This is a genomic window from Cellulomonas sp. APG4, from assembly GCF_009996735.1.
GTDB lineage: Bacteria > Actinomycetota > Actinomycetes > Actinomycetales > Cellulomonadaceae > Actinotalea.
This window is the reverse complement of sequence record NZ_JAACYI010000011.1, coordinates 62,040-84,756: the sequence shown is the minus strand read 5'-3', so window position 1 is coordinate 84,756 and position 22,717 is coordinate 62,040. Positions and strand designations below refer to the sequence as shown.

Here is a 22,717-nt window from a genome sequence, read left to right as displayed (position 1 = left end):
GTGCGGGCGCCACCACCCGGCTCACGCGCGCCGTGCGCCGTCCACCCCGTGCGTCCTCGCACGCCGTCCACCCCGTGCGTCCCCGCACGCCGTCCACCCAGCGAAGGAACCCCCATGAAGACCACACTCCGGGCCGCCGCAGCGTTCTCGGTCGTCCTGCTCGCCGCCGCCTGCAGCAGCGGGGGAGGTGCCGCCGAGCCGGCCGAGCCCGACGCCTCCCCGGCCGAGGCGTCCGAGCTCGTCGAGCTGACCATCGCCGAACCCGTGCACGGCGTGGGCTACCTGCCCCTGTACGCCGCGCAGGACAAGGGCTACTTCGCCGAGCAGGGGCTCGAGGTCGAGGTCACCACGCTCACCGGCGGCGGCCACGTCAACGCGACGCTCGCGGGCGAGGTCGCCGGGTTCATCGGCGGGCCCGAGTCCGGCGCCGTCGCGAACGTCAAGGGCGCCGACCTGGTGGCCGTGGCCAACGTCGTCAACCGCGGGAACGTGTACTTCGTCGCGGCCGAGGGTGCCGAGCCCGAGGCGGGCGCGGACATCGGCGAGTACCTCGCGGGCAAGACGATCGTCGGGGGCCGCTACGGCGGGACGCCCAACGCGATCCTGCGGCACATCCTGCAGATGGAGGGTCTGGACCCGGAGAGCGACGTGACGCTCATGGAGGTCGAGGACTCGAGCGCGATCCCGTCGGTCGTCGCGCAGGGGCAGGCCGAGGTCGCGGTGGTCGCCGAGCCGCAGCTGGGCCTCGGCATCCAGCAGGGCCTGTGGGGCGAGCCCTTCCTCAACCCGCTCGACCTGCTCGGCCCGTACGCCTACTCGGCGATCGTGATGCCCCGCGCGACGGTCGAGGAGCAGCCCGAGACCGTGGCCGCGTTCGTGGCGGCGCTCGAGCAGGGCCAGGCCGCGATCGAGGAGGACCGTGCGTACGCGACGGACCTCGCCTCGCGTCAGTTCCCGACGATGGAGCCCGACGTGCTCGAGGCCACCCTCGAGCGGGCCTACGCCGACGAGCTCTGGGGCGGCACCTACCTCACGCAGGAGGCGGTCGAGACCGCGCTCGAGGTGGCCCGCAGCGGCGACATCCTCGACGACTCGGCGGCGCCCCAGACCTACGAGGTGATCGCCGACAACCAGTTCGTGTCCGAGGAGGGCTAGGAGCAGGTCCGGCTGCGCGGCCAGGTCCGGGCCGCGCAGCCGGTGCACGAGCCGACGGACCGCAGCCACCCCAGAGAGGACCCGCCATGTCCACGTCCGTCCCGTCCCGCTTCGCGCCCGGAAGGGCCGCCGTCGTCGTCGTCGACGTCCAGAACGACTTCTGCGACCCGGCCGGTGCCTGCGGTCAGCGCGGCAGCGACACCACGGCCGCCGTGGCCATGGTGCCGCGGCTCGAGCGCTTCCTCGACGAGGCCCGCGCGGCCGGGGTGCTCGTCGTGTTCATCCAGACCACGCACGACGAGACCACCGACTCGCCCGCCTGGCTCGGGCGGCGCGGCGACCCGGTGCCGGGTGCATCCGGGCCGGTCCAGACCTGCCGCACGGGGTCGTGGGGCGCGGAGTTCTACCGCGTCGCGCCGCAGGAGGGCGAACCCGTCGTCGTCAAGCACCGCTACTCGGCCTTCGCGGGCACCGATCTCGAGGTGGTGCTGCGCACCGCCGGCGTCGACTCGCTGCTCCTGACCGGCGTCTCGACCAACGTGTGCGTCGAGTCGACCCTGCGCGACGGGCTCTTCGCGGAGTTCCACGTCACGCTGGTCGAGGACTGCGCCGCGAGCTACGAGGAGGCCGCGCACGCGATGACCGTGCAGAACGTCGAGAAGTACTTCGGGCTCGTCGCGCGCAGCGACGAGATCGGCGCGGGCTGGTCCGCGCTCTCGCAGGTCGCCTGAGGAACGGCGCCGATGCCATCCGCGTCCGTCCCCTCCGCAGCGCGGCTCGCGGTGCTCGGCGTCCTGTACTGGTCGGCGCACACCATGCTGCGCCCTCTCATCGGGCCCTACGTGCTCGAGCTGGGCGGCACCGCGGCCGAGGCGAGCCTCGCGCTCGCGTCGTTCGCGGTGCTGCCCACCCTCCTGGCGGTGCCGCTCGGGGCGCTCACCGACCGGTGGGGCGTGCGCCGCCTGCTGGTGGGCGGCGGGCTCGTCATGGTCGGCGGGGGAGCGGTGCTGCTGCTCCCCGGCAGCCTCGGCGTGGTCGTCGCCAGCCAGGCGCTCGTGGGCGTCGGGACGCTCGCCGTGTGGGTCGCGCTCCAGACCGTCGCGACGCTGCCCGGCGCGGCGGGTGAGTCCCCGCGGGACCGCAACGCCCGGATCGCGACCTTCTCGCTCTTCCTCGCGGCCGGTCAGGCGATCGGACCCGGCCTGGGTGGTGCGCTCGCCGACGCGGGCGGCCCACGCCTCGCGTTCGCGACCTTCACCGGCGTCTCTGTGCTGCTCGTCGTGCTCGCGCTGACGACGAGGATCGCGCCCAGGCCGGTCCCCGTCCTCGGTCGCGGGGCCCTGCGGCACGCGTTCCCGGACGCCTGGCGTCTCATGCGCGACCCCGCCGTGCTCGCGACCGTGGTGGTGAGCTTCACGGCACTCGTGGTGCTCGACGTCCGCACGGCCTACCACCCGCTGCTGCTCGCGGGCGCGGGACTGCCGCAGTGGCAGATCGGTGCCCTGCTGAGCGTCGCGGCCGCGGCAGGCTTCGCGTCGCGCCCGTTCTTCCCGCTCGCGATGGCGCGGCTGCGCGCCTCGACGATGGTCGGCCTCGTGCTCGTCACGAGCACGGCGTCGGTCGTGGCGGTGGTCCTCGTCCCGGGTGACCTCGCGGTGCTCACCGCGCTCGCGGTGGTCAACGGCTTCGCGCTCGGCTTCGCGCAGCCGCTCACGCTCTCGCTCATGGCCGACCTGACGCCGCCGCACCAGCGCGGTCTCGCGTCGGGCCTGCGCTCGACCGCGAACCGGGGCGCCCAGCTCGCGAACCCCGCGACGGTGGGCCTGCTGACCGGTGTGCTCGGCCTCGCGGGAGCGATCGGCGCGACGGGCGCCCTCGTGCTGGTGGTGGCGGCGGCGAGCACGGTGACGCTCGCACGCCACGAGCGCGCGGCGGCGCGCGAGAGCCCCGCTCCCGTGCTGAGCGCGTGAGAGCTCAGACGGCCCCGTCGAAGCCGCGCTGACGCCACGCCTCGTAGACGGCGATCGATGCGCTCGCCGCGAGGTTGAGCGAGCGCCGTCCGGCGAGCATCGGGATGCGCACGGTGTGCGTCACGCGCGGGTGGCCCAGCACCTCGTCGGGCAGCCCGGTGGGCTCCGGGCCGAAGAGCAGCACGTCGTCGTCGCGGTACGTGACGTCCGTGTGCCGCAGCGTCGCCTGCGTGGTGAACGCGAGGATGCGCGCGCCCTGCAGGGAGTCGAGCGCGTGCGTCAGGTCAGGGTGCACGACCACGTGCGCGAGGTCGTGGTAGTCGAGGCCGGCGCGGCGCAGCTTGGGCTCGGACAGGTCGAACCCCAGGGGCTCGACGAGGTGGAGCGGCGCGCCCGTGACCGCGGAGAGGCGGATCGCGCTGCCCGTGTTGCCCGCGATCCGGGGCTCGAAGAACATCATGCGGAGCACCCCGCGAGTCTGCCAGGCCGTCCGGGTGTGGCGGCGCCCGGCCGGCCGGGGAGCCGCCCGTCGAACCGTTCCGATGATACGAGTACCGAAAGTTTTGACGAGCTGAGTCACGGGAGAGGGCTTTCCGGACACTTCGAACGTCGTCGCAGGTAACCGGCGTACGCCAGTATCCTCCGAGGTCACAGAAGCGTGACGCTCGAGCCGACGCCTTGACGTCACCCGTATGGCGGTCCTACTGTCCCCGCACAGATATCGATCGGAACTGGGAAAGTTTCGGTCGCTCACGACGACGTGAGGCGGAGGCCACCGATGGCAGGACCAGTGCGGACCCAGCCGCGATGACGGCGCTCGAAGGCCCCGCAGCCTCGGGTACCGGGTCTCCCCAGGGGCCCTCCCGGGCCGTCCCGGCAGCGGCCCTCACGACGGGCCGGCCGCGGCGTGGATGGCGGACCACCCTGCGACGCGACTGGCAGCTCTACTCGTTGCTCGTCCTGCCGCTCGTGTTCCTGGCGATCTTCCGCTACCTGCCCATGGCGGGCAACGTCATCGCGTTCCGCCGGTTCCGGCCCGGGAGCAGCATCTTCGGCGACGAGTGGGTGGGGCTGCGCTACGTCGAGCTCTTCATCAACGACGCGAAGTTCTGGGAGGTCTTCCAGAACACGCTGATCCTGGGCGGGCTCAGCCTGCTCGTCGTCTTCCCGCTGCCGATCATCCTCGCCCTGCTGCTCAACGAGGTGCGCCGGCGCTGGTTCAAGCGGCTCGTCCAGACCGTCTCGTACCTGCCGCACTTCATGTCGATCGTGATCGTCGCGGGGATGATCTTCCAGATCTTCTCGCTGCAGGGCACGGTCAACCAGGTGGTCGAGGCGCTCGGCGGCGACGCCGTGAACTTCATGCAGCGCGCCGAGTGGTTCCGCGCCATCTACATCAGCTCGGAGGCGTGGCAGACCGTCGGCTGGGGCACGATCCTCTACCTCGCGGCCCTGACGACGATCGACCACAACCTGTACGAGGCCGCCCGCATCGACGGGGCCAACCGCTGGAAGCAGACCTGGCACATCACCCTGCCGGGCATCCGCCCCACGATGGTGACGCTGCTGATCCTCAACATCGGCACGTTCATGGCGGTGGGCTTCGAGAAGGTCCTGCTGCTCTACAACCCGCTGACCTACCCGACCGCCGACGTCATCTCGACGTACCTGTACCGGGTGGGCATCCTCTCGTCGAACTTCAGCTACGCGACGGCCATCGGCCTCTTCGAGTCGCTGATCGGCCTGACCCTCATCCTGTCCGCCAACGCGATCTCGCGCCGACTCGTGGGGACGAGCCTGTGGTGACCGACACGTCCTCGACGACGACCTCGACCGGCCGGCCGGACCCGCAGCGGGCTGCGCGCCGCCTCGCGACCTCGCGTCCCACCACGGTCAAGGACACGCGCGGCTACCGCGTGTTCACCGTGGTCAACGTGATCGTCCTGCTGCTGGTCATGGCGATCACGCTCTACCCGTTCGTCAACATCGTCGCGCAGTCGTTCAGCTCCGAGGGCTTCATCAACGCGGGTCAGGTCAACCTCGTCCCACGGGGCTTCAACATCGAGACGTACAAGACGGTGATGGCCGACGACCTGTTCTGGCGCAACTACCAGAACACCGTGGTCTACACGGTGGTCGCGACGGCCATCGCGATGGTCCTCACCACGACGTACGCCTACGCGATCTCCAAGAAGAACCTGCGCGGCCGCAACTTCTTCATCCTGGTCGCCGTCTTCACGATGTTCTTCAACGGCGGGCTCATCCCGAACTACGTGCTGATCAACGCACTCGGGTTCACCAACACGATCTGGGCGATCGTCATCCCGAACGCCATCAGCGTCTTCAACCTGCTCGTGATGAAGGCGTTCTTCGAGAACATGCCCGACGAGCTCGAGGAGGCCGCCTCGATCGACGGGCTGAGCACCTACGGCACGCTGCTGCGCATCGTGCTCCCGCTCAGCAAGGCGGTCATCGCGACCATGGTGCTCTTCTACGCGGTCACGTTCTGGAACTCGTGGTTCCAGGCCTTCCTGTACCTCGACGACGCGCGGCTGTACCCGGTGACCGTGTACCTGCGGAACCTCATCGCGGGGGCCACGACCGCGACGTCGGTGGCCGGGGGCACGGGGGCCGACGGCATGACGCAGGTGGCCTCGAACATCCAGTCGGTGACGATGGTGCTCACGGTCCTGCCCATCGTGCTGCTCTACCCCTTCATCCAGAAGTACTTCGTGTCGGGCGTGATGCTCGGCTCGGTGAAGGGGTGATGGCCGCGCCCCCTTCCCCCTCCGCGTGACCGGGCGCGCGTGCGCCTCCCGACATCCCAGACCGACCACTGATGTTCGAACGAAGGGACAGTCATGTTCAGCACACGGAAGCGCCTCGCCGCGGGCGCGACCGCCGGAGTCCTCGCCCTGGGCCTCGTCGCCTGCGGCTCGGGTGACGGCGAGGGCGGCGCGGTCGACGGCCCCGACGCCGAGGAGCTCGACGGCAAGGACGTCGGCGCCATGGACGACTTCGGCGTGGGCGACACGTTCGTCGCGACCGAGCCGGTCTCGATCGAGCTGCTCTACCGCGACCACCCGAACTACCCGCTCGACGAGGACTGGCTCTTCTTCCAGGAGGTCGAGGAGCGCAACAACGTCACGTTCGACATCACCACGGCTCCGCTGTCCGACTGGGACCAGCGCAAGGGCGTGCTCATCGGTGCGGGCGACGCGCCCGACGTGATCTCGGTGACCTACCCCGGCCAGGAGGCGCAGTTCGTCGCCTCGGGCGCGATCCTCCCGATCAGCGACTACGTCGAGCTCATGCCGCACTTCCAGGACAAGGTCGAGAAGTGGGACCTCGCGGCCGAGCTCGACACGCTGCGCCAGGAGGACGGCAAGTACTACATGCTGCCGGGCCTGTACGAGGCGCTCCGGTACGACTACACGATCGGCCTGCGCACCGACCTCATGGAGCAGGCCGGTGTCGAGGAGCCCCGGACCTGGGAGGACCTCGCCGACGTGCTGGCCGCGATCAAGGAGGACCAGGGCACGCAGTACGCGTGGTCGGACCGCTGGAAGGGGGACGCCCTGCTCAACGTCGCCGCGCCGTCCTTCGGCACGGTCGCCGGCTGGGGCTACGGCGACGGCATGACGTACGACGAGGAGGCCGGCGAGTACGTGTACGCGGGCGCCACGGACGAGTACAAGGCCCTCGTCGAGTACTTCGCGGGTCTCGTGGCCGACGGTCTGCTCGACCCGGAGAGCTTCACGCAGGAGGACGACCAGGCGGTCGCCAAGCTCATCAACGAGCAGTCGTTCGCCATGACGACCAACTCGCAGGAGATCCTGAGCCACCGCACCTCGATGGCCGAGAACCTGGGCGAGGGCACCTTCGAGCTCAACAAGATCCGCGTGCCCGAGGGCCCCGCGGGTGACGTCATGGGCGGCATGCGCATCGAGAACGGCTTCATGATCTCCTCGGACGCGGCCGAGAAGGAGAACTTCGTCGCCACGCTGCAGTTCCTCGACTGGCTGTTCTACTCCGACGAGGGCCTGGAGTTCGCGCGCTGGGGCATCGAGGGCGAGACCTTCGAGCGCGACGCCGACGGCAACCGCACGCTGCTGCCCGAGATCACGTTCCTGCACCAGAACCCCGAGGGCACCACGCACCTGCAGTCCGACCTGGGCTTCTTCAACGGCGTCTTCTCGCTCGCCCACGGCTCCACGACCGACCTCGTGATGACGCACATCACCGACGAGGAGAAGGCGTGGATGGAGTCGATGGCGAGCAAGGAGCAGGCGCCGCTCGACCCGCCGGCCCCGCTCGACGAGATCGAGCGCGAGCAGGCGAGCCTGTACCAGACCGCGCTCGCGGACTACACCAAGCAGAACACCCTGGCCTTCATCACCGGCCAGCGTGACCTGTCCGAGTGGGACGCCTACGTGAGCGAGCTCGAGGGCCAGAACATGCAGGCCTTCGTGGACATCATGAACACCGCGGCGGACCGCTACCAGGAGAACAACGCCTGACCCAGGCCCGTCGCACCGGCCCGGTCGCGCGCCCGCGCGGCCGGGCCGGCCACCGCTTCCCGAGGAGACCACGTGCACGTGCAGGTGCCCAACGAGCCGATCGCCCGGCTCTCGTCCGCATGGCGCCGTTGCGTCGGGACCGGTCGCATGGACCTGTCCCTGCGCCGCGGCCACTCCGAGGCGCTCGAGCTCGCCTCGCGCGAGATCGGCTTCGAGATGATCCGCGGCCACGGCATGCTCAGCGACGCCATGGCCGTGCACCGGGCCTACGAGTGGCAGGGCGAGCGGCGCGTGCAGCACACGTTCGTCCACCTCGACGAGGTGGTGGACCGCTACCTCGCCGCGGGCGTGCGGCCCTTCCTCGAGCTCGGGTTCATGCCCGCCGACCTCGCCTCGGGCGACCAGACGGTGTTCTGGTGGAAGGGGAACATCACGCCGCCCCGCTCGTACGCCGAGTGGGCCGAGCTCGTCCGCGCGACGCTGCGCCACCTCGTCGACAGGTACGGCCTCGAGGAGGTCCGCACGTGGCCGATCGAGGTCTGGAACGAGCCGAACCTCGACATCTTCTGGAAGGACGCCGACCAGGCCGAGTACCTGCGGCTCTACGAGGTCACGGCGCGCGCGGTCAAGGACGTGGACGCGGGCCTCCAGGTGGGCGGCCCCGTCCTCTCGCCAGGGGCGGACGAGTGGTGGGCGCCGTTCGCGGAGTACGTCACCTCGCGTGACGTCCCCGTCGACTTCGTGAGCCGCCACGCGTACACCTCGGGTCCCGCGCAGCCCGTGCCGTTCGGCGTCTACCAGGACCTGCGCCCTCCGCAGGACCTGCTCGAGCAGTTCGCCGCGCCGGCCCGGCACCTCGAGGGCACCGCGCTCGCGGGGCTGCCGGTGCACATCAGCGAGTTCAACACGTCCTACCGACCGGACAACCCGGTGCACGACACCGCCTACAACGCGGCCTACCTCGCGCCGGTGCTCACCGCGGGCGGCGAGCACGTCGAGTCGTTCGCCTACTGGACCCTCAGCGACGTGTTCGAGGAGCTCGGCGTGGCGCCGGGGCTCTTCCACGGCGGCTTCGGCCTGCTCACGCACGGCCTGCTGCGCAAGCCGACCTACCACCTCTACGCGTTCATGGCCCAGGCCGGGCCCCACGTCCTCGCCCGCGGCGAGGACCACCTCGTGACCCGGCACGACGACGGCCGCGTCACCGTGCTCGCGTGGCAGCCCGTGGACGGCTCCCCGACGACGGCGTCCGACGGGCACCGCGTGCAGCTGTCCGTCCCGGTCGCGGCCGACGGCGACGGGCGCGCGTTCGCGCTGCGTCGCCGCGTCAACGAGCACGACGGCAACGCGTGGTCGGCGTGGCGCGGCATGGGCCGCCCAGGCGCGCCGTCGCACGCGCAGCGCGACGCGCTCGAGCTCGCCTCGCGCCCCGCCGTCGAGCACGCGACCCACGCGGTGAGCGCGGGTCGCGTCGTGCTCGACCTCCACCTGGCGCGCCACGAGGTGACGCTCGTCGAGCTCGACGCGGTGCGCGACCAGACGCCGCCGTGGACCGACGACACCCGCATCCCCGGGTACGCCGACGGCGCCGCCCGATGAGCCTGCCGCGCACGTCCCGTCTCCCGTACGGGGGCGACTACAACCCCGAGCAGTGGCCCGAGGAGGTCTGGGCGGCCGACCACGCGGCCTTCGACCTCGCGCGCATCGACACGCTCACGGTGGGGGTCTTCGCGTGGTCCCTGACCCAGCCCGACGAGGACACCTACGACCTCACGGTGCTCGAGCGGATCCTCGACCGCGCGCACGCCGAGGGGCGACAGGTGTGCCTCGCGACCGGCACCGGCGCCCTGCCCCCGTGGCTCGCGCACCGGCACCCCGAGGTCAACCGCACCGACTTCGAGGGTCGGCGGCACGTCTACGGCCAGCGCCACAACGCGTGCCCCAGCTCGCCGGTGTACCGGCGCTCGGCCGCCGCGCTCGCGGGCCGGGTCGCCGCCGCCTTCGCCGACCACCCGGCCGTGATCGCCTGGCACGTCAACAACGAGTACGGCGGCGCCTGCTACTGCGACGTGTGCGCCGCGGAGTTCCGGGTGTGGCTGCGCGAGCGGTACGGGACGCTCGACCGGCTCAACGACGCGTGGAACGCCACGTTCTGGTCGCACCGCTTCAGCGACTGGGAGCAGGTGGTGCCGCCGAACGCGCTCTCGGAGCACTGGCGCGGCCCGAACCACACGGCGTTCCAGGGCATCACCCTCGACTACCTGCGGTTCACCTCGGACAACCTGCTGCGCACGTTCCGCGAGGAGAAGGCCGCGATCCGGGAGCACTCCGACCTCCCGGTGACGACCAACTTCATGGGGATGTACCGACCGATCGACTACCACCGGTGGGCCGAGCACCTCGACTTCGCGTCGTGGGACAACTACCCGCCCGACGAGCGATCGGCCTCGCGCATGGCCCTCACGCACGCCCTGATGCGGGGGCTCAAGGGCGGGCAGCCGTTCTGGCTCATGGAGCAGACGCCGTCGGTGACGGCGAGCCGTGACGTGAACCCGGTCAAGCGCCCCGGCGTGCTGGGGCTCTGGTCGTGGCAGGCGGTCGCGCACGGGGCCGATGCCGTCCTGTACTTCCAGATGCGGCAGTCCCGCGGGGCCTGTGAGAAGTACCACGGCGCGGTGCTGGGCCACGCGGGCCGCACGGACACCCGGGTGTTCACCGAGACCGCGCGCCTGGGCGCTGAGCTCGAGCGCACGGGGGACCGGCTGCTGGGCGGCCGCACCCCCGCGCGGGTCGCGCTGCTGTTCGACTGGGACTCGTGGTGGGCCGTCGAGATCTCGGACGGCCCCAACCGTCACCTCGCGTACCCGCCGGTGCTGATCTCGTACCACCGCGCGCTGTGGGAGGCCGGGGCCCAGGTCGACGTCGTGCCCGTGACCGCGGACCTGACGGGGTACGACGTCGTCGTCGCCCCGCTGCTGCACATGGTGAAGGGCGACCTCGCTACCCGGCTCGAGCAGGTGGCCGAGCGGGGCGGCACCGTCGTGACGACCGTGCTCTCGGGCCGCGTCGACGAGGACGACAACGCGTTCCTCACCGACGTCCCGGGGCCGCTCGCGCGCCTCGTGGGCGTGCGGGTCGACGAGACCGACGCCCGCCCGCCGGGCGAGACGAACCCGGTGCGGCTCGTCGCCGACGGGGCGCCCGAGGTGGTGGGCGCGGCGTCGCTCGTGCACGACCTCGTGCTGCCCGAGGGTGCGGCCGTGGTCGGCACCTACGGCAGCGACTTCTACGCGGGCACCGCGGCCGTGACGCGGCACGGGTTCGGCGCGGGCGAGGCCTGGTACGTGGGCACGGTGCTCGACCAGGCGGGGACGGACTGGGTGCTGCGGCGCGTGCTGGAGCGGCACGGGCTCGTGGGCCCGTTCGCCGACGTCCCCGGCGTCGAGCACGCGGTGCGCGAGGTCGGCGGACGGCGCTACGAGTTCGTGCTCCACCACGGCGACGCGGCCGTCGAGGTCACGGCCCACGTCGACGGGACGGATCTGCTCACGGGTGAGCGGGTCGCCGTCGGGCAGCGTCTGCACCTCGAGCCCACGCGCGTCCTCGTGCTCGAGGTCGACGGCGCCGGCGCGGGCGGGTGACCGCGGCGGGTGCGAGCCCTGGGACACTGACGGCATGAGCCTCGAGCGCGACAGGGACGACCCGGCCGCCGGACCGATCGGGCGGGCCACGGGGCTCGTCTACTGGTTCGTCGTGATCGACCTGCTCGTCGTGCTCGCGAGCCTCCCGGGGGCGCTCCCGCTGATGCTGCTGCGCCCCGACACGAGCAACCTGCCGCTCGTCGCGCTGATGCTGCTGCCGGTGGGGCCCGCGGTCTCGGCCGCCCTGTTCGCGTGGCGGGACCGCGACCGTGAGCCCGACCAGCACCCGGCGCGGCACTTCTGGCGCGGCTACCGGCTCAACGTGCTGGACGTGCTGCGCCTGTGGGTGCCCGCGCTCGCGCTGCTGACCGTGCTGGGCGTGAACGCCGCGAACCTGGCCGCGGTCGGGCTCCCATCGAGCCTCGGGATCGCGCTGGGGGTGGTCGCGCTCGTCGTCGTGCTGTGGACCGCGCACGCCCTGGTGCTCGCGTCGGTCTTCGCCTTCCGCACGCGTGACGTCGCCCGGCTCGGGATCTACTTCGTGCTCTCGCGCCCCCTCGTGACCCTGGGCGTGGTGTCGCTGCTGGTCGTCACGGCCGGACTGGTGGTGCTCGTCTCGGACTACGTGCTCGGGTTCGTCGCCTCGCTGCTGACCTTCTGGCTGTGGCGCAACGCCCGGCCGATGGTCCGGGACGTCGAGGCCCGCTTCCTGACGGCGTCCTCGGGGGCCGGGGGCGACCGGGACGAGGGCGCCCCGGCCGCCTGAGCATCAGCCCGCGATCGACCTGGTGACCGCGACCTGCTCGGTCAGGACGCCTCCGATGAGCGTCTGCGTCTCGTTGATCCTGTCGACCGTCTCGCGGATCCGGTCGATCGACCCGACCACCTGGTCCACCTGGGTCTGGATCGCGGCGATGCGCGTGGTCACGTCGGTCGTGGCGCGTGCGGTCTCGTTGGCGAGCTCCTTGACCTCACCCGCGACGACGGCGAACCCGCGGCCCGCCTCGCCCGCGCGTGCGGCCTCGATGGTCGCGTTGAGCGCGAGCAGGTTGGTCTGCGCGGCGATGCCCTGGATCACCTGGGCGACCTTGCCGATCTCGCTGCTCGCCGTGCCGAGGCCCGCGACCTCGGCGCTCACGGTCTCGGCGAGGTGCTGCCCCTCGGTCGCGACCGTCGTCGCGACGAGCACGTTGCGCTCGACCTCCTCGATCGACGCGACCAGCTCGCGCCCCGCGGTCGCGAGGCGGTCGGCCGCGGCGAACCGCTCGAGGGCCTGACCGACGAGGAACGCCGTGTCGCGCAGCGCCTGGATCCTGCCCGGGCTCAGCGTCACCGAGCGGGTCACGAAGAAGTCCATGGTGCCCACGACCTCGCCGCCGACGACGATCGGGAGGCACACGCCCGAGCGCACGCCCGCGCGCCGCGCGGCGGGGGCACGCACGCAGTCGTGGACCTCGGCGAGGTCCGGCACGACGACCATGTCCCGTGCCTGCCACGCGCGGCCCGCGACGCCCACGCCCTCGGGGAACGAGGCGGCCCGGGTCACCCGGCGGAACTCGGCCCCGGCGTCGCCCGACTCCTGCACGAAGCGCAGCTCGCGGTCGGCCTGGTCCACGGCCCAGTAGGAGCCGTAGTCCCACGTGAAGCCGGACCGGATCGTGTCGAGCGCCGCGGCCAGCGCCTGCTCGCGCGTCGTCGCGGCGCTCACCTGCCGCAGCACCGCCGCGACCGCCGCGACGTCCTGGGCCGCCTCGGCCTGGACGCACGCGGCGCGCAGCCGTGCGATGGCCTGCGAGACGAGCACGCCGACGCTGCGCAGGGCGTCGAGGCGCGCGGGACTCGGCTCGATGGTCCCGGTGGTGAAGAAGTCCATGGTCCCGACGACCGCACCGTCCTCCACGATCGGCAGGCACACGCCCGAGCGCACCCCCGCCCGGCGCGCCGCGGGTGCGCGCACGCAGTCCGTGAGGGTGCCGAGGTCGGCGACGAACACGAGGTCGCGCGCCTTCCAGGTGCGGCCCGAGAGGCCGATGCCGCGGGCGAACGACGCGCTCCGGGTGACCTCGCGGAACTCCGCCCCGGCGTCGCCGGACTCCTGAGCGAACCGCAGCACCTGGGCCTCCGGGTCCAGCCGCCAGTACGAGCCGTACGCCCAGCCGAAGGTGTCCCGGATGGTGCCGAGGGCGACGTCCACGGCCTCCTCGACGGTCGACGTGCGGGCGAGGGCTGTCACGACGGCGGTCACCGCGGCGACGTCGGCGCGTGCCTCCGTGAGCTCGGCGGTGTGGTCGCGCGCGGGGGCAGGGCGTCGGAACACGGGGTCTCCTGGGGGTGGGGGCGCAGGCAGCGGGGGATGCCGTCCACGTCCCATCGGCGGCGAGGGTGAGAAGGTGACGCCGCGGGCGGGTGAAGTGTCCCCACGAGCGGGTGACGTACCCCCGCGGGTACGCGAGCAGGATCGCAGCGGCGGGCCCGGGGCGCGCGCTGAACCGGCCACGTCACCCGAACGGCCGGACGGCGTCGGTAGCGTGGCGTCCATGACGCCCTACGCCGCCGCCGAGGACCGCTACGACACGATGGCCTACCGGCGCAGCGGTCGCAGCGGGCTCGACCTGCCCGCCCTGTCGCTCGGCCTCTGGAACAACTTCGGCGACCAGCACACGAGCGGGGTCCAGCGCGCGATCCTGCTGCGGGCGTTCGACCTCGGCATCACGCACATCGACCTCGCCAACAACTACGGCCCCCCACCCGGTGCGGCCGAGGAGGTGTTCGGTCGGGTCCTCGCGACGGACCTGCGCCCGTACCGCGACGAGCTCGTGATCTCGACCAAGGCCGGGTACGACATGTGGCCCGGGCCATACGGCGACGGCGGGTCGCGCAAGTACCTGCTGTCGTCGCTCGACCAGTCGCTGCGCCGCATGGGCACGGACCGTGTCGACGTCTTCTACTCCCACCGCCCGGACCCCACGGTGCCCCTCGAGGAGACGATGGGTGCCCTGCACACCGCGGTGACGAGCGGCAAGGCCCTGTACGCGGGGGTCTCGAACTACCCGCCGTCGCGCACGCGCGAGGCCGCGCGGATCCTCGCCGAGATGGGCACGCCCCTGCTGATCCACCAGCCCAGCTACTCGATGTTCAACCGGCACGTCGAGCAGGTCGCCGAGGGCGAGACCGAGTGCCTGCTCGACGCCGTGGGTGACCTCGGGATCGGGATGATCGTGTTCAGCCCGCTCGCGCAGGGTCTGCTGACCTCTCGCTACCTGGGCGGCGACGTGCCGCCCGGCTCGCGCGCCGCCCAGGGCCGGTGGATCAGCGCCGAGAACGTGAGCGAGACGTACCTCGCCCGGGCGCGTGCGCTCGACGCGATCGCGTCGGCCCGGGGCCAGAGCCTCGCGCAGCTCGCGCTCACCTGGGTGCTGCGGGACGAGCGCGTGACGTCGGCCCTCATCGGGGCGAGCAGCGTGGCCCAGCTCGAGGACAACGTGCGTGCGCTCGCGGGGCCGCCGCTCACCGACGACGAGCTGCGGGCGATCGACGAGCACGCCGTCGACGGCACGGGCCGGTGAGCGGGGCCCCGGGCACCCCGCCTGCCGGGGACGGTACGCCCGAGGCCGGAGCGTCCGAGGACGGTGCGCCCCCGCCGCCCGGGCGGCGGTTCCCGCGCTCGGTCTTCGCGCGGGGGGACGAGCCCGACGTGCGCTTCACCCTCGCCAACGAGCGCACGTTCCTCGCCTGGATCCGCACGTCGCTCGCGCTGCTCGCGGCGGGGATCGCCCTCGAGGCCCTCGACCTCCCGGTCCAGCGCGGTCTGGGGCTGGCCGCGTCACTGATCTTCCTCGCGCTCGGCACCCTGCTGCCTCTCCAGGCCTGGTGGAGCTGGGTGCGCGTCGAGCAGGCGCTGCGCATGGGCCGGGCCCTCCCGTCGCCCCGCATGGCAGCGCCGCTCGCCCTCGGCACCCTGGTCGCCGGGGTCCTCGTGCTCGTGGGCCTGCTGGTCCCGTGACCGGTCCGCAGCCCGACGGCGCACCCGCCGAGGCCCGTCCGTTCGACGTCGGCCTGCAGCCCGAGCGCACCGCGCTCTCCTGGCGCCGCACGGCCCTCGCGCTGACCATCGGCCCGCTCGTCGTCGCGCGGCTGCTGGCCCCCGGGCTCGAGGTCGGGGCGGTCGCGGTCGCGGCGCTCGGGACCGCGTGCGGGCTGGGCCTGCTGGCTGCGAGCATCGCGCGGTACCGCCGGGTGCACGAGGTGCTCACGGGCCGCCCGGCGCCCGGTCGCCGGCCCGGGTTCGTGCCCCGTGCGGTGATGCCCGGGGGGCGGTTGCTGCTGCTCACGGCGCTCCTGCCCACCGCGGGCGGGCTCGTCGCGCTCGCCGTCGCGCTCGGGCGGCTCTGACGGCAGGCTGGGGTCGACACGTCACCGACGACGACGGAGGACCCATGACGCACGGACCCGAGCTCGCGGTCCACCACCTCGACGACACCGCGCTCGAGCTGGTGCACCGCGGGCGGCCGCTCGCCACCTACGTGCACTCGCCCGGTGAGGTGCAGCTCGAGTCGCCCCGGCCGTACCTGCACCCCGTGCGCACGCTGGGCGGTGAGCTCGTCACGGTGTTCCGGCCCGAGGACCACGTGTGGCACAAGGGCATCTCGCTCTCGCTGCCGCACGTGGGTCCGCACAACTTCTGGGGCGGGCCCACGTTCGTGCGCGGCGAGGGGTACCGGCAGCTCCCGAACAACGGCTCGATGCTGCACGAGTCGTTCGCGCGCGTGGACGGCGACGGCGAGGCGCACGTGGTCGAGGACCTGCTGTGGCGCGCCGAGCACGAGGGCAGCACCGGGCCCGTCGTCGTGCGCGAGCGGCGTGAGCTGGGTGCGACGGTGCCGGCCGACGACGCGTGGGTGCTCACCTTCCGCACGCGGCTGACCAACGTGAGCGGCGGGGCGCTCGACATCGGCTCGCCCACCACGCACGGGCGCGAGAACGCGGGGTACGGCGGGCTCTTCTGGCGCGGGCCGATGTCCTTCACGGGCGGGACGGTGCTCGCCCCCGGGCGCGCCGGCACCGAGGAGCTGCGCGGTGAGCGCGCGCCGTGGATGGGCTTCACGGGCGAGCACGCCGAGGGCCGTGCCTCGACCGTGCTCTTCGTGGACGACGACGCGAACCCGCACCACCCGCCGCAGTGGTTCGTGCGCTCCGACCCGTTCGCGTGCGTCAACCCCGCGCCGTTCTTCAGCGAGGAGGTCGCGTTCCCCGACGGCGCGACGCTCGAGCTCGCGTACGCGGTGGTGGTGGCCGACCGCGCCGCGGACCCGGACCGGGCCGCCGCGCTCGCCGACCTGGGCGGCGCGGCGCTCGCGGCGCAGGGCTCGGCGTGATCCCCTTCCCGGGCGGCACGTCGGTCAGCAGGTTGCGGGTGTACGACTGGCCCGTGCCCGACCTGCGACGGCCCGACGGGGCCGCGGCGGGCGGTGGGACGCCGCACCTGCACACGGTCTCGAGCGAGGGCTACGTGGTGGTCGCGGGCGCCGGCGAGGTGCACACGCTGGGCGCCGACGGCGCGACCCGGACGTCCCTCGAGCCCGGGGTGGTCGCGTGGTTCACGCCCGGGGTCGTGCACCGCCTGGTGGACCACGGCGGGCTCGAGCTCGTCGTGGCCATGTCGAACGCGGGCCTGCCCGAGGCGGGCGACGCCGTGCTGACCTTCCCGGCCGAGGTGCTCGCGGACCCCGAGGCGTACGCACGTGCCGCGACGCTTCCCTCGGCCGAGCACGGTGAGGCCGCCGTCGGCGAGGCGGCCCTCCGGCGCCGCGACCTCGCCCTCGAGGGCTATGCCGAGATGCTCGCCGCGGTCGAGCGCGACGGTCCCGAGGCCCTGGCGCCGCTGCACGCCGCGGCCGCGCGGCTCGTCGCCCCGCGGGTCGACGCGTGGCGCGGGCTGTGGGCCGAGCGCGTGGAGCCCACGGTCGAGGCGACGCACGCGGCGCTCGCGACCCTCAGCACGTCGTCGGGCACGCACCTCGCGGACGGCGCGATCGCGAGCACCACGGCGGCGCCCGGGCCCGAGCGCTGGGGCATGTGCGGACGCCTGCGCACGTGGGACCTCGCCTGACGCCCGGCGGCGACCGTGCTGCCCGCGGGCTTGACGCACCTCTGCAGGATGCCTACGTTTCTGATGAAACGATTCATCGACGGGTGGGAACGCGTCCGTCGTCGCCGGGGTGGTCGGTCGCGCCGGGCCCGCTTAGGCTCGGAGCAGTCCTGCGGCGACGGTCGCGCTCAGCGCCCCCCACGACGTCCGAGCCCCTGTCCCGGGCCGGGGCACCCCACCTGCTCCGGCCCGGGCCAGGCTCGACGAGGAGTGCCGTGCAGCGCATCTGCTTCCTGCTGAGGTTGCGCAGGGACAAGGTCGACGAGTACCGCGAGCACCACACCACGGTGTGGCCCGAGATGCTGCGCGCGCTGCGCGACGCGGGCTGGCACAACTACTCGCTGTTCCTCGACGGGTCGAGCGGCCTGCTCGTCGGCTACCTCGAGACCGAGGACTTCGCCGCGGCGCAGGCCGCGATGGAGCGCACCGAGGTCAACGGTCGGTGGCAGGCCACGACGGCGCCGTACTTCGAGGCGCTCGACGGCGCGCGCCCTGACGAGCGCATGCGTCCGCTGCCGCTCGTCTTCAACCTCGAGGACCAGCTCGCGGCGCTGGACTGATGCCTGGGCCGTGCTCCGCGGGACCTCACCCGCGACCGGCGAGCGAGGTCCTGCGGCGGCGCCACCGGGTCAGGCCTCCTGCACGACGGCGACGCCGTGCGCCGGCACGTGCACGCTCCCGCGGGCCTCGGCGCCGGTGAGCAGGTCCGTGCCGGTGGCCGCGACCTCAACCGCCTCGGCGGTGTGGTTGAGCACGAAGAGGAAGCCCGTCGCGGCGCCGTCGGGCGCCTCGGCCGTCCGCCTCCGCCGCACCACCTCGACCCCTGGCGGCGGGGCCGGCACGGTCGGGAGCACACCGGCCTCGCCGAGCAGCTCGTCGACCAGCCGCGCGAGCCCCAGCTCGTCGGGTCGCGTCGCGACGTACCAGGCCGACCCCTGCCCGACGTCGTTCCGGGTCACCGCGGGCAGCCCCGCGAGGACGCCGTCGGCGTAGGTCCGGACCGGGACCGCGCCCTCGAGGTGCGTCTTCTCGGTCCAGAGGTCGGCGGTGGTGCCGTCGTCGAGCGTGACCCGCTCCGCGGCGAGCAGCGGGAAGATCTCCTCGCTGCGCACGCCCAGCAGCTCCCGGAACGCGCCCGGGTAGCCGCCGAGGCGCACGTGGTCGTGCTCGTCGACGATCCCGCTGAAGTAGGTGACCACCACGGTCGCCCCGGCGCGGGCGGCGGCGGCGATCCGAGCGGCGTCGGCGTCGGTCACGCTGTACAGCACCGGCACGACGACGAGCCGGTAGGCCCCGAGGTCTGCGCCGGGTCGCACGACGTCGGCGGTCACGCCCCGGAGCCAGAGCTGGCGGTACCAGGCCATGACCTCGTCGGTGTAGCGCAGCGCCTGCGTGGGGTGCGAGTCGAGCTCGGCGGCCCACCACGCGGGGTAGTCGAAGCACAGCGCGACGTCGGCCCGCACCTCGCTGCCGCGCACGGGTGCGAGCGCGCGCAGCACCTCACCGAGCCGCACGGTCGAGCGCCACACGTCCGTGTCCGTGCCCGCGTGCGGCAGCATCGCCGAGTGGAACTTCTCGGCCCCGGCCCGGGACTGCCGCCACTGGAAGAACATCACCGCGTCCGCGCCACGGGCCACGTGCGCGAGGGAGTTCCGCAGCATCTCCCCGGGCCCCTTGGCGCGGTTGCGCTCCTGCCAGTTGACGGCCGAGGTCGAGTGCTCCATGAGGATCCAGGGCCGCCCGTCCGCGACGCCGCGGCTCAGGTCGGCGCTGAACGCGAGCTCGACGTGGCCCTCCGGGTCGTGCGCCCGCACGTAGTGGTCGTTGGCCACCACGTCGAGGTCGTCGGCCCACGAGAAGTAGTCCATCCACTTGGTGCCCGTGGAGAGCATGAGGTTGGTCGTCGTGGGCACGTGCGGGGTGACCTCGCGCAGCACGTCGCGCAGCGCGCGGTAGTGCGTCAGCAGCTCGTCGGACGAGAACCGCGCGAAGTCGAGCTGCTGCGTGGGGTTCGCGAAGCCCGGCACCTGACGGGGTGGCAGCACCTCGTCGAACGTCGAGTAGCGCTGGGACCAGAAGGCGGTGCCCCAGGCCTCGTCGAGCGCCTCGACCGTGCCGTAGCGGTGCTCGAGCCAGCGACGGAACGCGGCCGCGGCGTCGTCGGAGAAGTCGTGCGGCACGTGGCAGCCGAGCTCGTTGTCGACGTGCCACAGCGCGAGCGCCGGGTGCGAGCCGTAGCGCTCGGCCATGCGCCGCGTCATCCGCACCGCGTACTCGCGGAACACGGGCGAGGAGACGGAGTAGGCCTGCCGCGCGCCGGGCCACAGCACGGTCCCGTCGGCGAGCTCGGGCAGCACCTCGGGGTGGGCGCGCGTGAGCCACGGCGGCGGGGACGCGGTGGCGGTCGCGAGCGCGACCCGGATCCCGCCGGCGTGCAGGCGGTCGAGCACGTCGTCGAGCCAGCCCCAGTCGAGCTCGCCCTCGCGCGGCTCGAGCATCGCCCAGCTGAAGATCCCGACGCTCACGAGGTTGACGCCTGCGCGCTGCATGAGCTCGACGTCCTCGACGCGGGTCGCGACGGGCCACTGCTCGGGGTTGTAGTCGCCGCCGTACGCGATCCCCTCGACCCCGAGGGGCCAGGGTCGTGCGTCCGGGGCCGGACGGGTGGGCTGCTCGGTCATGGTGTCCCTCCGGTGGTGCTGTCGGGCTGGCGGGCGGTGCTGTCGGGCCGGTGGGCCGGGGTGGGAACGAGGTCGGACGGGGCGGGGTGCGCGGTCGAGGCGAGCGGGGTCGAGGGCGGCACGGCGGGCCGGCGGCGCAGCTCACGCCGTAGGAAGGCGGCGACGGTCCCCGTGGACACGAGCGCGAGCCCGCCCGTCGCGACGAGCCCACCGCGCACCCCGAGGTGCTCGACGAGCGCGCCCTGGACGAGACCGCCCAGCGCGTGGCCGCCCAGCAGCACGGGGGAGTAGATCGCGAGCACGCGACCGCGCACGTGCGCGTCCGCGGTGAGCTGGACCCAGGTGATCGCGCTCGACAGGAAGAGCAGCGTCGTCACGCCCACGGCGGCGACCGCGACCAGGAACGTCGCGTGCGTGGGCATGACGGCCACGACCGTCTCGGCGACGCCGAAGAGCGCCGCGGCGAGCACCACCCCGCGCACGCGCAGGCTCCGCGCCCGCGAGGCGAGCAGAGCACCCGCGACGGCGCCCACGGCGGCGACGGAGTTGTACAGCCCGAACCCCCACGCCCCCGTGGCCCAGACGCCGTCGGCGAACGCCGTCCACACCACGGGGCCGTTGAGGCCGAACGCGCCCATGAGGCCCGCGAGGCCGACGACGGCGAGCAGGTGCGACCGGGCCGCCACGTAGCGGAAGCCCTCGCGCACCTGGCCGGGGCCGCGCGGCAGGCGGGGTACGACGTGCAGCCGGTGCGGTCGGATCGCGAGCAGCAGCGCCACGACGCACAGGCCGACGACGGCGTTGAGGCCGAACGACCAGCCCTCGCCCACCTCGGCGATCACGAACCCGGCGACCGCCGGCCCCACGAGCCCACCGCCCTGGGAGATCGCGTTGGTGAGGCTGATCGCGCTGCGCAGCCGACCGTCGCCCACCACCTCGTTCACGAGCACCTGCCGACCAGGGGTGTCGATGGCGCCGACCACGCCGAGCACGGTCGCGAGCGCGTAGACGTGCCACAGGAGCACGACGTCGCCCAGCGTGAGGGCCGCGAGCACGACGGCGATCAGCACCGAGGCCGCCTGCGCCGCGAGCACGAGGCGCCGACGGTCGTGCCGGTCGACGAGCACGCCCGCGAGCGGCCCCACCACGAGCATGGGCAGGAACTGCAGCGCCACGAGGACGCCGACCGCCGCGGGCGAGTCCGTGAGCTCGAGCACGAGCCAGTCCATGGCCATGCGCAGCATCCACACGCCCGTGCTCCCGAGCAGCTGGGCGCCGGCGAACAGGCGGAAGTCGGGCCGGCGCAGCAGCGCGGTGTCGGTCACGGTGGTCCCGGGGTGGTGCGGACGGATGGGCGCGTGCGGCCCCGCGTGCGGCGGCGGTCAGGGCAGGCGGACGTGCTGCGGGCCGAGCTCGTCGACCGTGCTCACGCCCAGCAGGGCCATCGTGCGGCGGATCTCGCGCACGAGGATCTCGACCGTGCGCTCGACGCCCCGCTCGCCGCCGGCCATGAGCCCGTAGAGGTAGGCCCGGCCCACCAGGGTCGCGTCGGCGCCCAGGGCGAGCGCGGCCACGACGTCCGCGCCGCTCATGATCCCGGTGTCGGCCCACAGCTCGACGTCGTCGCCGACGGCCTCGACCACGTCGGGCAGCAGCCGCAGGGGCACGGGCGCGCGGTCGAGCTGGCGGCCGCCGTGGTTGGAGAGCACGATCGCGTCGGCCCCGGCCTGCGCCATGCGGCGCGCGTCCGCGACGGTCTGGACGCCCTTGATGATGAGTGGGCCGTCCCAGGTGGCGCGCAGCCACTCGAGGTCCGCGAGGGTCATGCTCGGGTCGAACAGCTTGTCGAGGAGCTCGGCGACGGTCCCGTCCCACTGGCTCAGCGACGCGAAGGTCAGCGGCTCGGTGGTCAGCAGGTTGAACCACCACGCCGGGTGGGTCGCCGTGTCCAGCACGGTCTTCACCGTGAGCGCGGGTGGGATCGAGAAGCCGTTGCGCACGTCGCGCAGGCGCGCGCCGGCCACGGGCACGTCGACCGTGAGCATGAGCGCCTCGTAGCCGGCCGCCTTGGCGCGGGCCATGAGGTCCTCGCCCGCGGCGCGGTCCTTCCACACGTACAGCTGGAACCACTTGCGCGCGTCGGGGGCGGCCGCGGCGACGTCCTCGATCGACGTGGTGCCCATGGTCGACAGGGCGTACGGGAGGCCGTGGCGCTGCGCGACGCGCACGACGGCGCGCTCGCCCTCGTGGTGCATCATCCGCGTGAAGCCGGTGGGCGCGAAGGCGAACGGGGTCGCGGAGGGGCGGCCGAGCACCGACGTGGTCAGGTCGACCGACGAGACGTCCTGGAGCACCGAGGGGCGCAGCTCGAGGTCCCGGAAGAGCGAGCGCGCGCGGCGCAGGCTCAGCTCGGCCTCGGCGGCGCCGTCGGTGTAGTCGAAGACCGAGCGCGGGGTACGTCGCTTCGCCGCGCGCCGCAGGTCCCACACCGACAGCGCCCGCTGGAGCCTGCGCTCGGTGGGGTCGAGCTCGAGCGGCCGCACGCGCAGCAGCGGCCTCAGCTCGGACCACCGGGGCAGCTGGCGCTGGGTCATGAGGGCTC

20 protein-coding genes are annotated in these 22,717 nt (G+C 73.2%); 15 read left to right on the top strand and 5 right to left on the bottom strand.

Translation table 11 applies throughout. The annotated features are described in order from the left end of the window. Positions 1–114 precede the first annotated feature (114 nt). The 3 genes from GXB85_RS09925 (at position 115) to GXB85_RS09915 (ending at position 3,125) form a co-directional block, all read left to right on the top strand. Positions 115–1,155: an ABC transporter substrate-binding protein gene (locus tag GXB85_RS09925; RefSeq protein ID WP_161917489.1), complete on the top strand. Its 1,041-nt coding sequence runs from the start codon at positions 115–117 to the stop codon at positions 1,153–1,155. 86 nt (positions 1,156–1,241) lie between these two features. Beyond that, positions 1,242–1,886: a cysteine hydrolase family protein gene (locus GXB85_RS09920; RefSeq protein ID WP_161917488.1), complete on the top strand. Its 645-nt coding sequence runs from the start codon at positions 1,242–1,244 to the stop codon at positions 1,884–1,886. 12 nt (positions 1,887–1,898) lie between these two features. Then, positions 1,899–3,125, top strand: coding sequence for an MFS transporter (locus tag GXB85_RS09915; RefSeq protein ID WP_161917487.1), 1,227 nt, complete (start codon positions 1,899–1,901; stop codon positions 3,123–3,125). Between the two features lie 4 nt (positions 3,126–3,129). On the opposite strand, the gene GXB85_RS09910 is transcribed toward GXB85_RS09915, so the two are convergent. Further along, positions 3,130–3,585 (bottom strand): tRNA (cytidine(34)-2'-O)-methyltransferase, encoded by a 456-nt coding sequence (locus tag GXB85_RS09910; RefSeq protein ID WP_202627807.1) that lies wholly within the window; start codon positions 3,583–3,585, stop codon positions 3,130–3,132. A gap of 347 nt (positions 3,586–3,932) precedes the next feature. Here GXB85_RS09910 and GXB85_RS09905 point away from each other — a divergent pair, with 347 nt between their 5' ends. The 6 genes from GXB85_RS09905 to GXB85_RS09880 all read left to right on the top strand — a co-directional run bounded on the left by GXB85_RS09905 (position 3,933) and on the right by GXB85_RS09880 (position 12,052). Next, complete coding sequence (locus GXB85_RS09905; protein WP_161917486.1) at positions 3,933–4,931, top strand: sugar ABC transporter permease; 999 nt, start codon at positions 3,933–3,935, stop codon at positions 4,929–4,931. Next, on the top strand, positions 4,928–5,893 hold the full coding sequence (locus GXB85_RS09900) for a carbohydrate ABC transporter permease (protein WP_161917485.1): 966 nt from the start codon (positions 4,928–4,930) through the stop codon (positions 5,891–5,893). Before GXB85_RS09905 ends, GXB85_RS09900 begins: the two co-directional genes overlap by 4 nt. Before the next feature lie 93 nt (positions 5,894–5,986). After that, positions 5,987–7,645 carry an extracellular solute-binding protein gene (locus GXB85_RS09895; RefSeq protein ID WP_161917484.1) on the top strand — a complete coding sequence of 553 codons (1,659 nt, stop codon included), beginning with the start codon at positions 5,987–5,989 and terminating at the stop codon, positions 7,643–7,645. A gap of 72 nt (positions 7,646–7,717) precedes the next feature. Further along, the gene (locus GXB85_RS09890) at positions 7,718–9,244 is read left to right on the top strand and encodes a xylan 1,4-beta-xylosidase (RefSeq protein ID WP_161917483.1); all 1,527 of its coding nucleotides are present in this window, start codon (positions 7,718–7,720) and stop codon (positions 9,242–9,244) included. Continuing rightward, a complete protein-coding gene (locus GXB85_RS09885) occupies positions 9,241–11,286 on the top strand; it encodes a beta-galactosidase (protein ID WP_161917482.1) in 2,046 nt (681 codons plus the stop codon). The genes GXB85_RS09890 and GXB85_RS09885 overlap by 4 nt, the downstream gene beginning before the upstream one ends. Positions 11,287–11,320: 34 nt before the next feature. Further along, the gene (locus tag GXB85_RS09880; RefSeq protein ID WP_161917481.1) at positions 11,321–12,052 is read left to right on the top strand and encodes a DUF624 domain-containing protein; all 732 of its coding nucleotides are present in this window, start codon (positions 11,321–11,323) and stop codon (positions 12,050–12,052) included. A gap of 3 nt (positions 12,053–12,055) precedes the next feature. On the opposite strand, the gene GXB85_RS09875 is transcribed toward GXB85_RS09880, so the two are convergent. Continuing rightward, entirely contained in the window at positions 12,056–13,603 is a 1,548-nt protein-coding gene (locus tag GXB85_RS09875; RefSeq protein WP_370524136.1) for a GAF domain-containing protein, read from the bottom strand. A gap of 220 nt (positions 13,604–13,823) precedes the next feature. Here GXB85_RS09875 and GXB85_RS09870 point away from each other — a divergent pair, with 220 nt between their 5' ends. The 6 genes from GXB85_RS09870 to GXB85_RS09845 all read left to right on the top strand — a co-directional run bounded on the left by GXB85_RS09870 (position 13,824) and on the right by GXB85_RS09845 (position 17,994). Beyond that, positions 13,824–14,852, top strand: coding sequence for an aldo/keto reductase (locus tag GXB85_RS09870; RefSeq protein WP_161917479.1), 1,029 nt, complete (start codon positions 13,824–13,826; stop codon positions 14,850–14,852). Then, a complete protein-coding gene (locus GXB85_RS09865) occupies positions 14,849–15,289 on the top strand; it encodes a DUF202 domain-containing protein (protein ID WP_161917478.1) in 441 nt (146 codons plus the stop codon). Before GXB85_RS09870 ends, GXB85_RS09865 begins: the two co-directional genes overlap by 4 nt. Next, positions 15,286–15,678 carry a DUF202 domain-containing protein gene (locus GXB85_RS09860; protein WP_161917477.1) on the top strand — a complete coding sequence of 131 codons (393 nt, stop codon included), beginning with the start codon at positions 15,286–15,288 and terminating at the stop codon, positions 15,676–15,678. Before GXB85_RS09865 ends, GXB85_RS09860 begins: the two co-directional genes overlap by 4 nt. Positions 15,679–15,722: 44 nt before the next feature. Then, complete coding sequence (locus GXB85_RS09855; protein ID WP_161917476.1) at positions 15,723–16,661, top strand: PmoA family protein; 939 nt, start codon at positions 15,723–15,725, stop codon at positions 16,659–16,661. Beyond that, positions 16,658–17,395: a cupin domain-containing protein gene (locus GXB85_RS09850; protein ID WP_161917475.1), complete on the top strand. Its 738-nt coding sequence runs from the start codon at positions 16,658–16,660 to the stop codon at positions 17,393–17,395. The genes GXB85_RS09855 and GXB85_RS09850 overlap by 4 nt, the downstream gene beginning before the upstream one ends. A 254-nt stretch (positions 17,396–17,649) precedes the next feature. Next, complete coding sequence (locus GXB85_RS09845; protein WP_161917474.1) at positions 17,650–17,994, top strand: L-rhamnose mutarotase; 345 nt, start codon at positions 17,650–17,652, stop codon at positions 17,992–17,994. A 69-nt stretch (positions 17,995–18,063) separates the two neighbouring features. Here the strand turns inward: GXB85_RS09845 and GXB85_RS09840 are convergent, their stop codons facing one another. From GXB85_RS09840 to GXB85_RS09830, 3 genes are read right to left on the bottom strand one after another with little or no spacing between them, the layout of a single operon-like run. Continuing rightward, complete coding sequence (locus GXB85_RS09840; RefSeq protein ID WP_161917473.1) at positions 18,064–20,115, bottom strand: beta-galactosidase; 2,052 nt, start codon at positions 20,113–20,115, stop codon at positions 18,064–18,066. Next, entirely contained in the window at positions 20,112–21,440 is a 1,329-nt protein-coding gene (locus tag GXB85_RS09835) for an MFS transporter (RefSeq protein WP_161917472.1), read from the bottom strand. The genes GXB85_RS09840 and GXB85_RS09835 overlap by 4 nt, the downstream gene beginning before the upstream one ends. A gap of 57 nt (positions 21,441–21,497) precedes the next feature. Then, a complete protein-coding gene (locus tag GXB85_RS09830) occupies positions 21,498–22,709 on the bottom strand; it encodes an alpha-hydroxy acid oxidase (RefSeq protein ID WP_161917471.1) in 1,212 nt (403 codons plus the stop codon). Between the last annotated feature and the right edge of the window lie 8 nt (positions 22,710–22,717).

Bases quoted from the DNA above. Each gene is read 5' to 3' on its own strand.
- GXB85_RS09925 (WP_161917489.1), top strand. From the start codon at position 115: ATGAAGACCACACTCCGGGCCGCCGCAGCGTTCTCGGTCGTCCTGCTC.
- GXB85_RS09870 (WP_161917479.1), top strand. From the start codon at position 13,824: ATGACGCCCTACGCCGCCGCCGAGGACCGCTACGACACGATGGCCTAC.
- GXB85_RS09840 (WP_161917473.1), bottom strand. From the start codon at position 20,115: ATGACCGAGCAGCCCACCCGTCCGGCCCCGGACGCACGACCCTGGCCC.
- GXB85_RS09905 (WP_161917486.1), top strand. From the start codon at position 3,933: ATGACGGCGCTCGAAGGCCCCGCAGCCTCGGGTACCGGGTCTCCCCAG.
- GXB85_RS09880 (WP_161917481.1), top strand. From the start codon at position 11,321: ATGAGCCTCGAGCGCGACAGGGACGACCCGGCCGCCGGACCGATCGGG.
- GXB85_RS09910 (WP_202627807.1), bottom strand. From the start codon at position 3,585: ATGATGTTCTTCGAGCCCCGGATCGCGGGCAACACGGGCAGCGCGATC.
- GXB85_RS09885 (WP_161917482.1), top strand. From the start codon at position 9,241: ATGAGCCTGCCGCGCACGTCCCGTCTCCCGTACGGGGGCGACTACAAC.
- GXB85_RS09920 (WP_161917488.1), top strand. From the start codon at position 1,242: ATGTCCACGTCCGTCCCGTCCCGCTTCGCGCCCGGAAGGGCCGCCGTC.
- GXB85_RS09855 (WP_161917476.1), top strand. From the start codon at position 15,723: ATGACGCACGGACCCGAGCTCGCGGTCCACCACCTCGACGACACCGCG.
- GXB85_RS09915 (WP_161917487.1), top strand. From the start codon at position 1,899: ATGCCATCCGCGTCCGTCCCCTCCGCAGCGCGGCTCGCGGTGCTCGGC.
- GXB85_RS09895 (WP_161917484.1), top strand. From the start codon at position 5,987: ATGTTCAGCACACGGAAGCGCCTCGCCGCGGGCGCGACCGCCGGAGTC.
- GXB85_RS09830 (WP_161917471.1), bottom strand. From the start codon at position 22,709: ATGACCCAGCGCCAGCTGCCCCGGTGGTCCGAGCTGAGGCCGCTGCTG.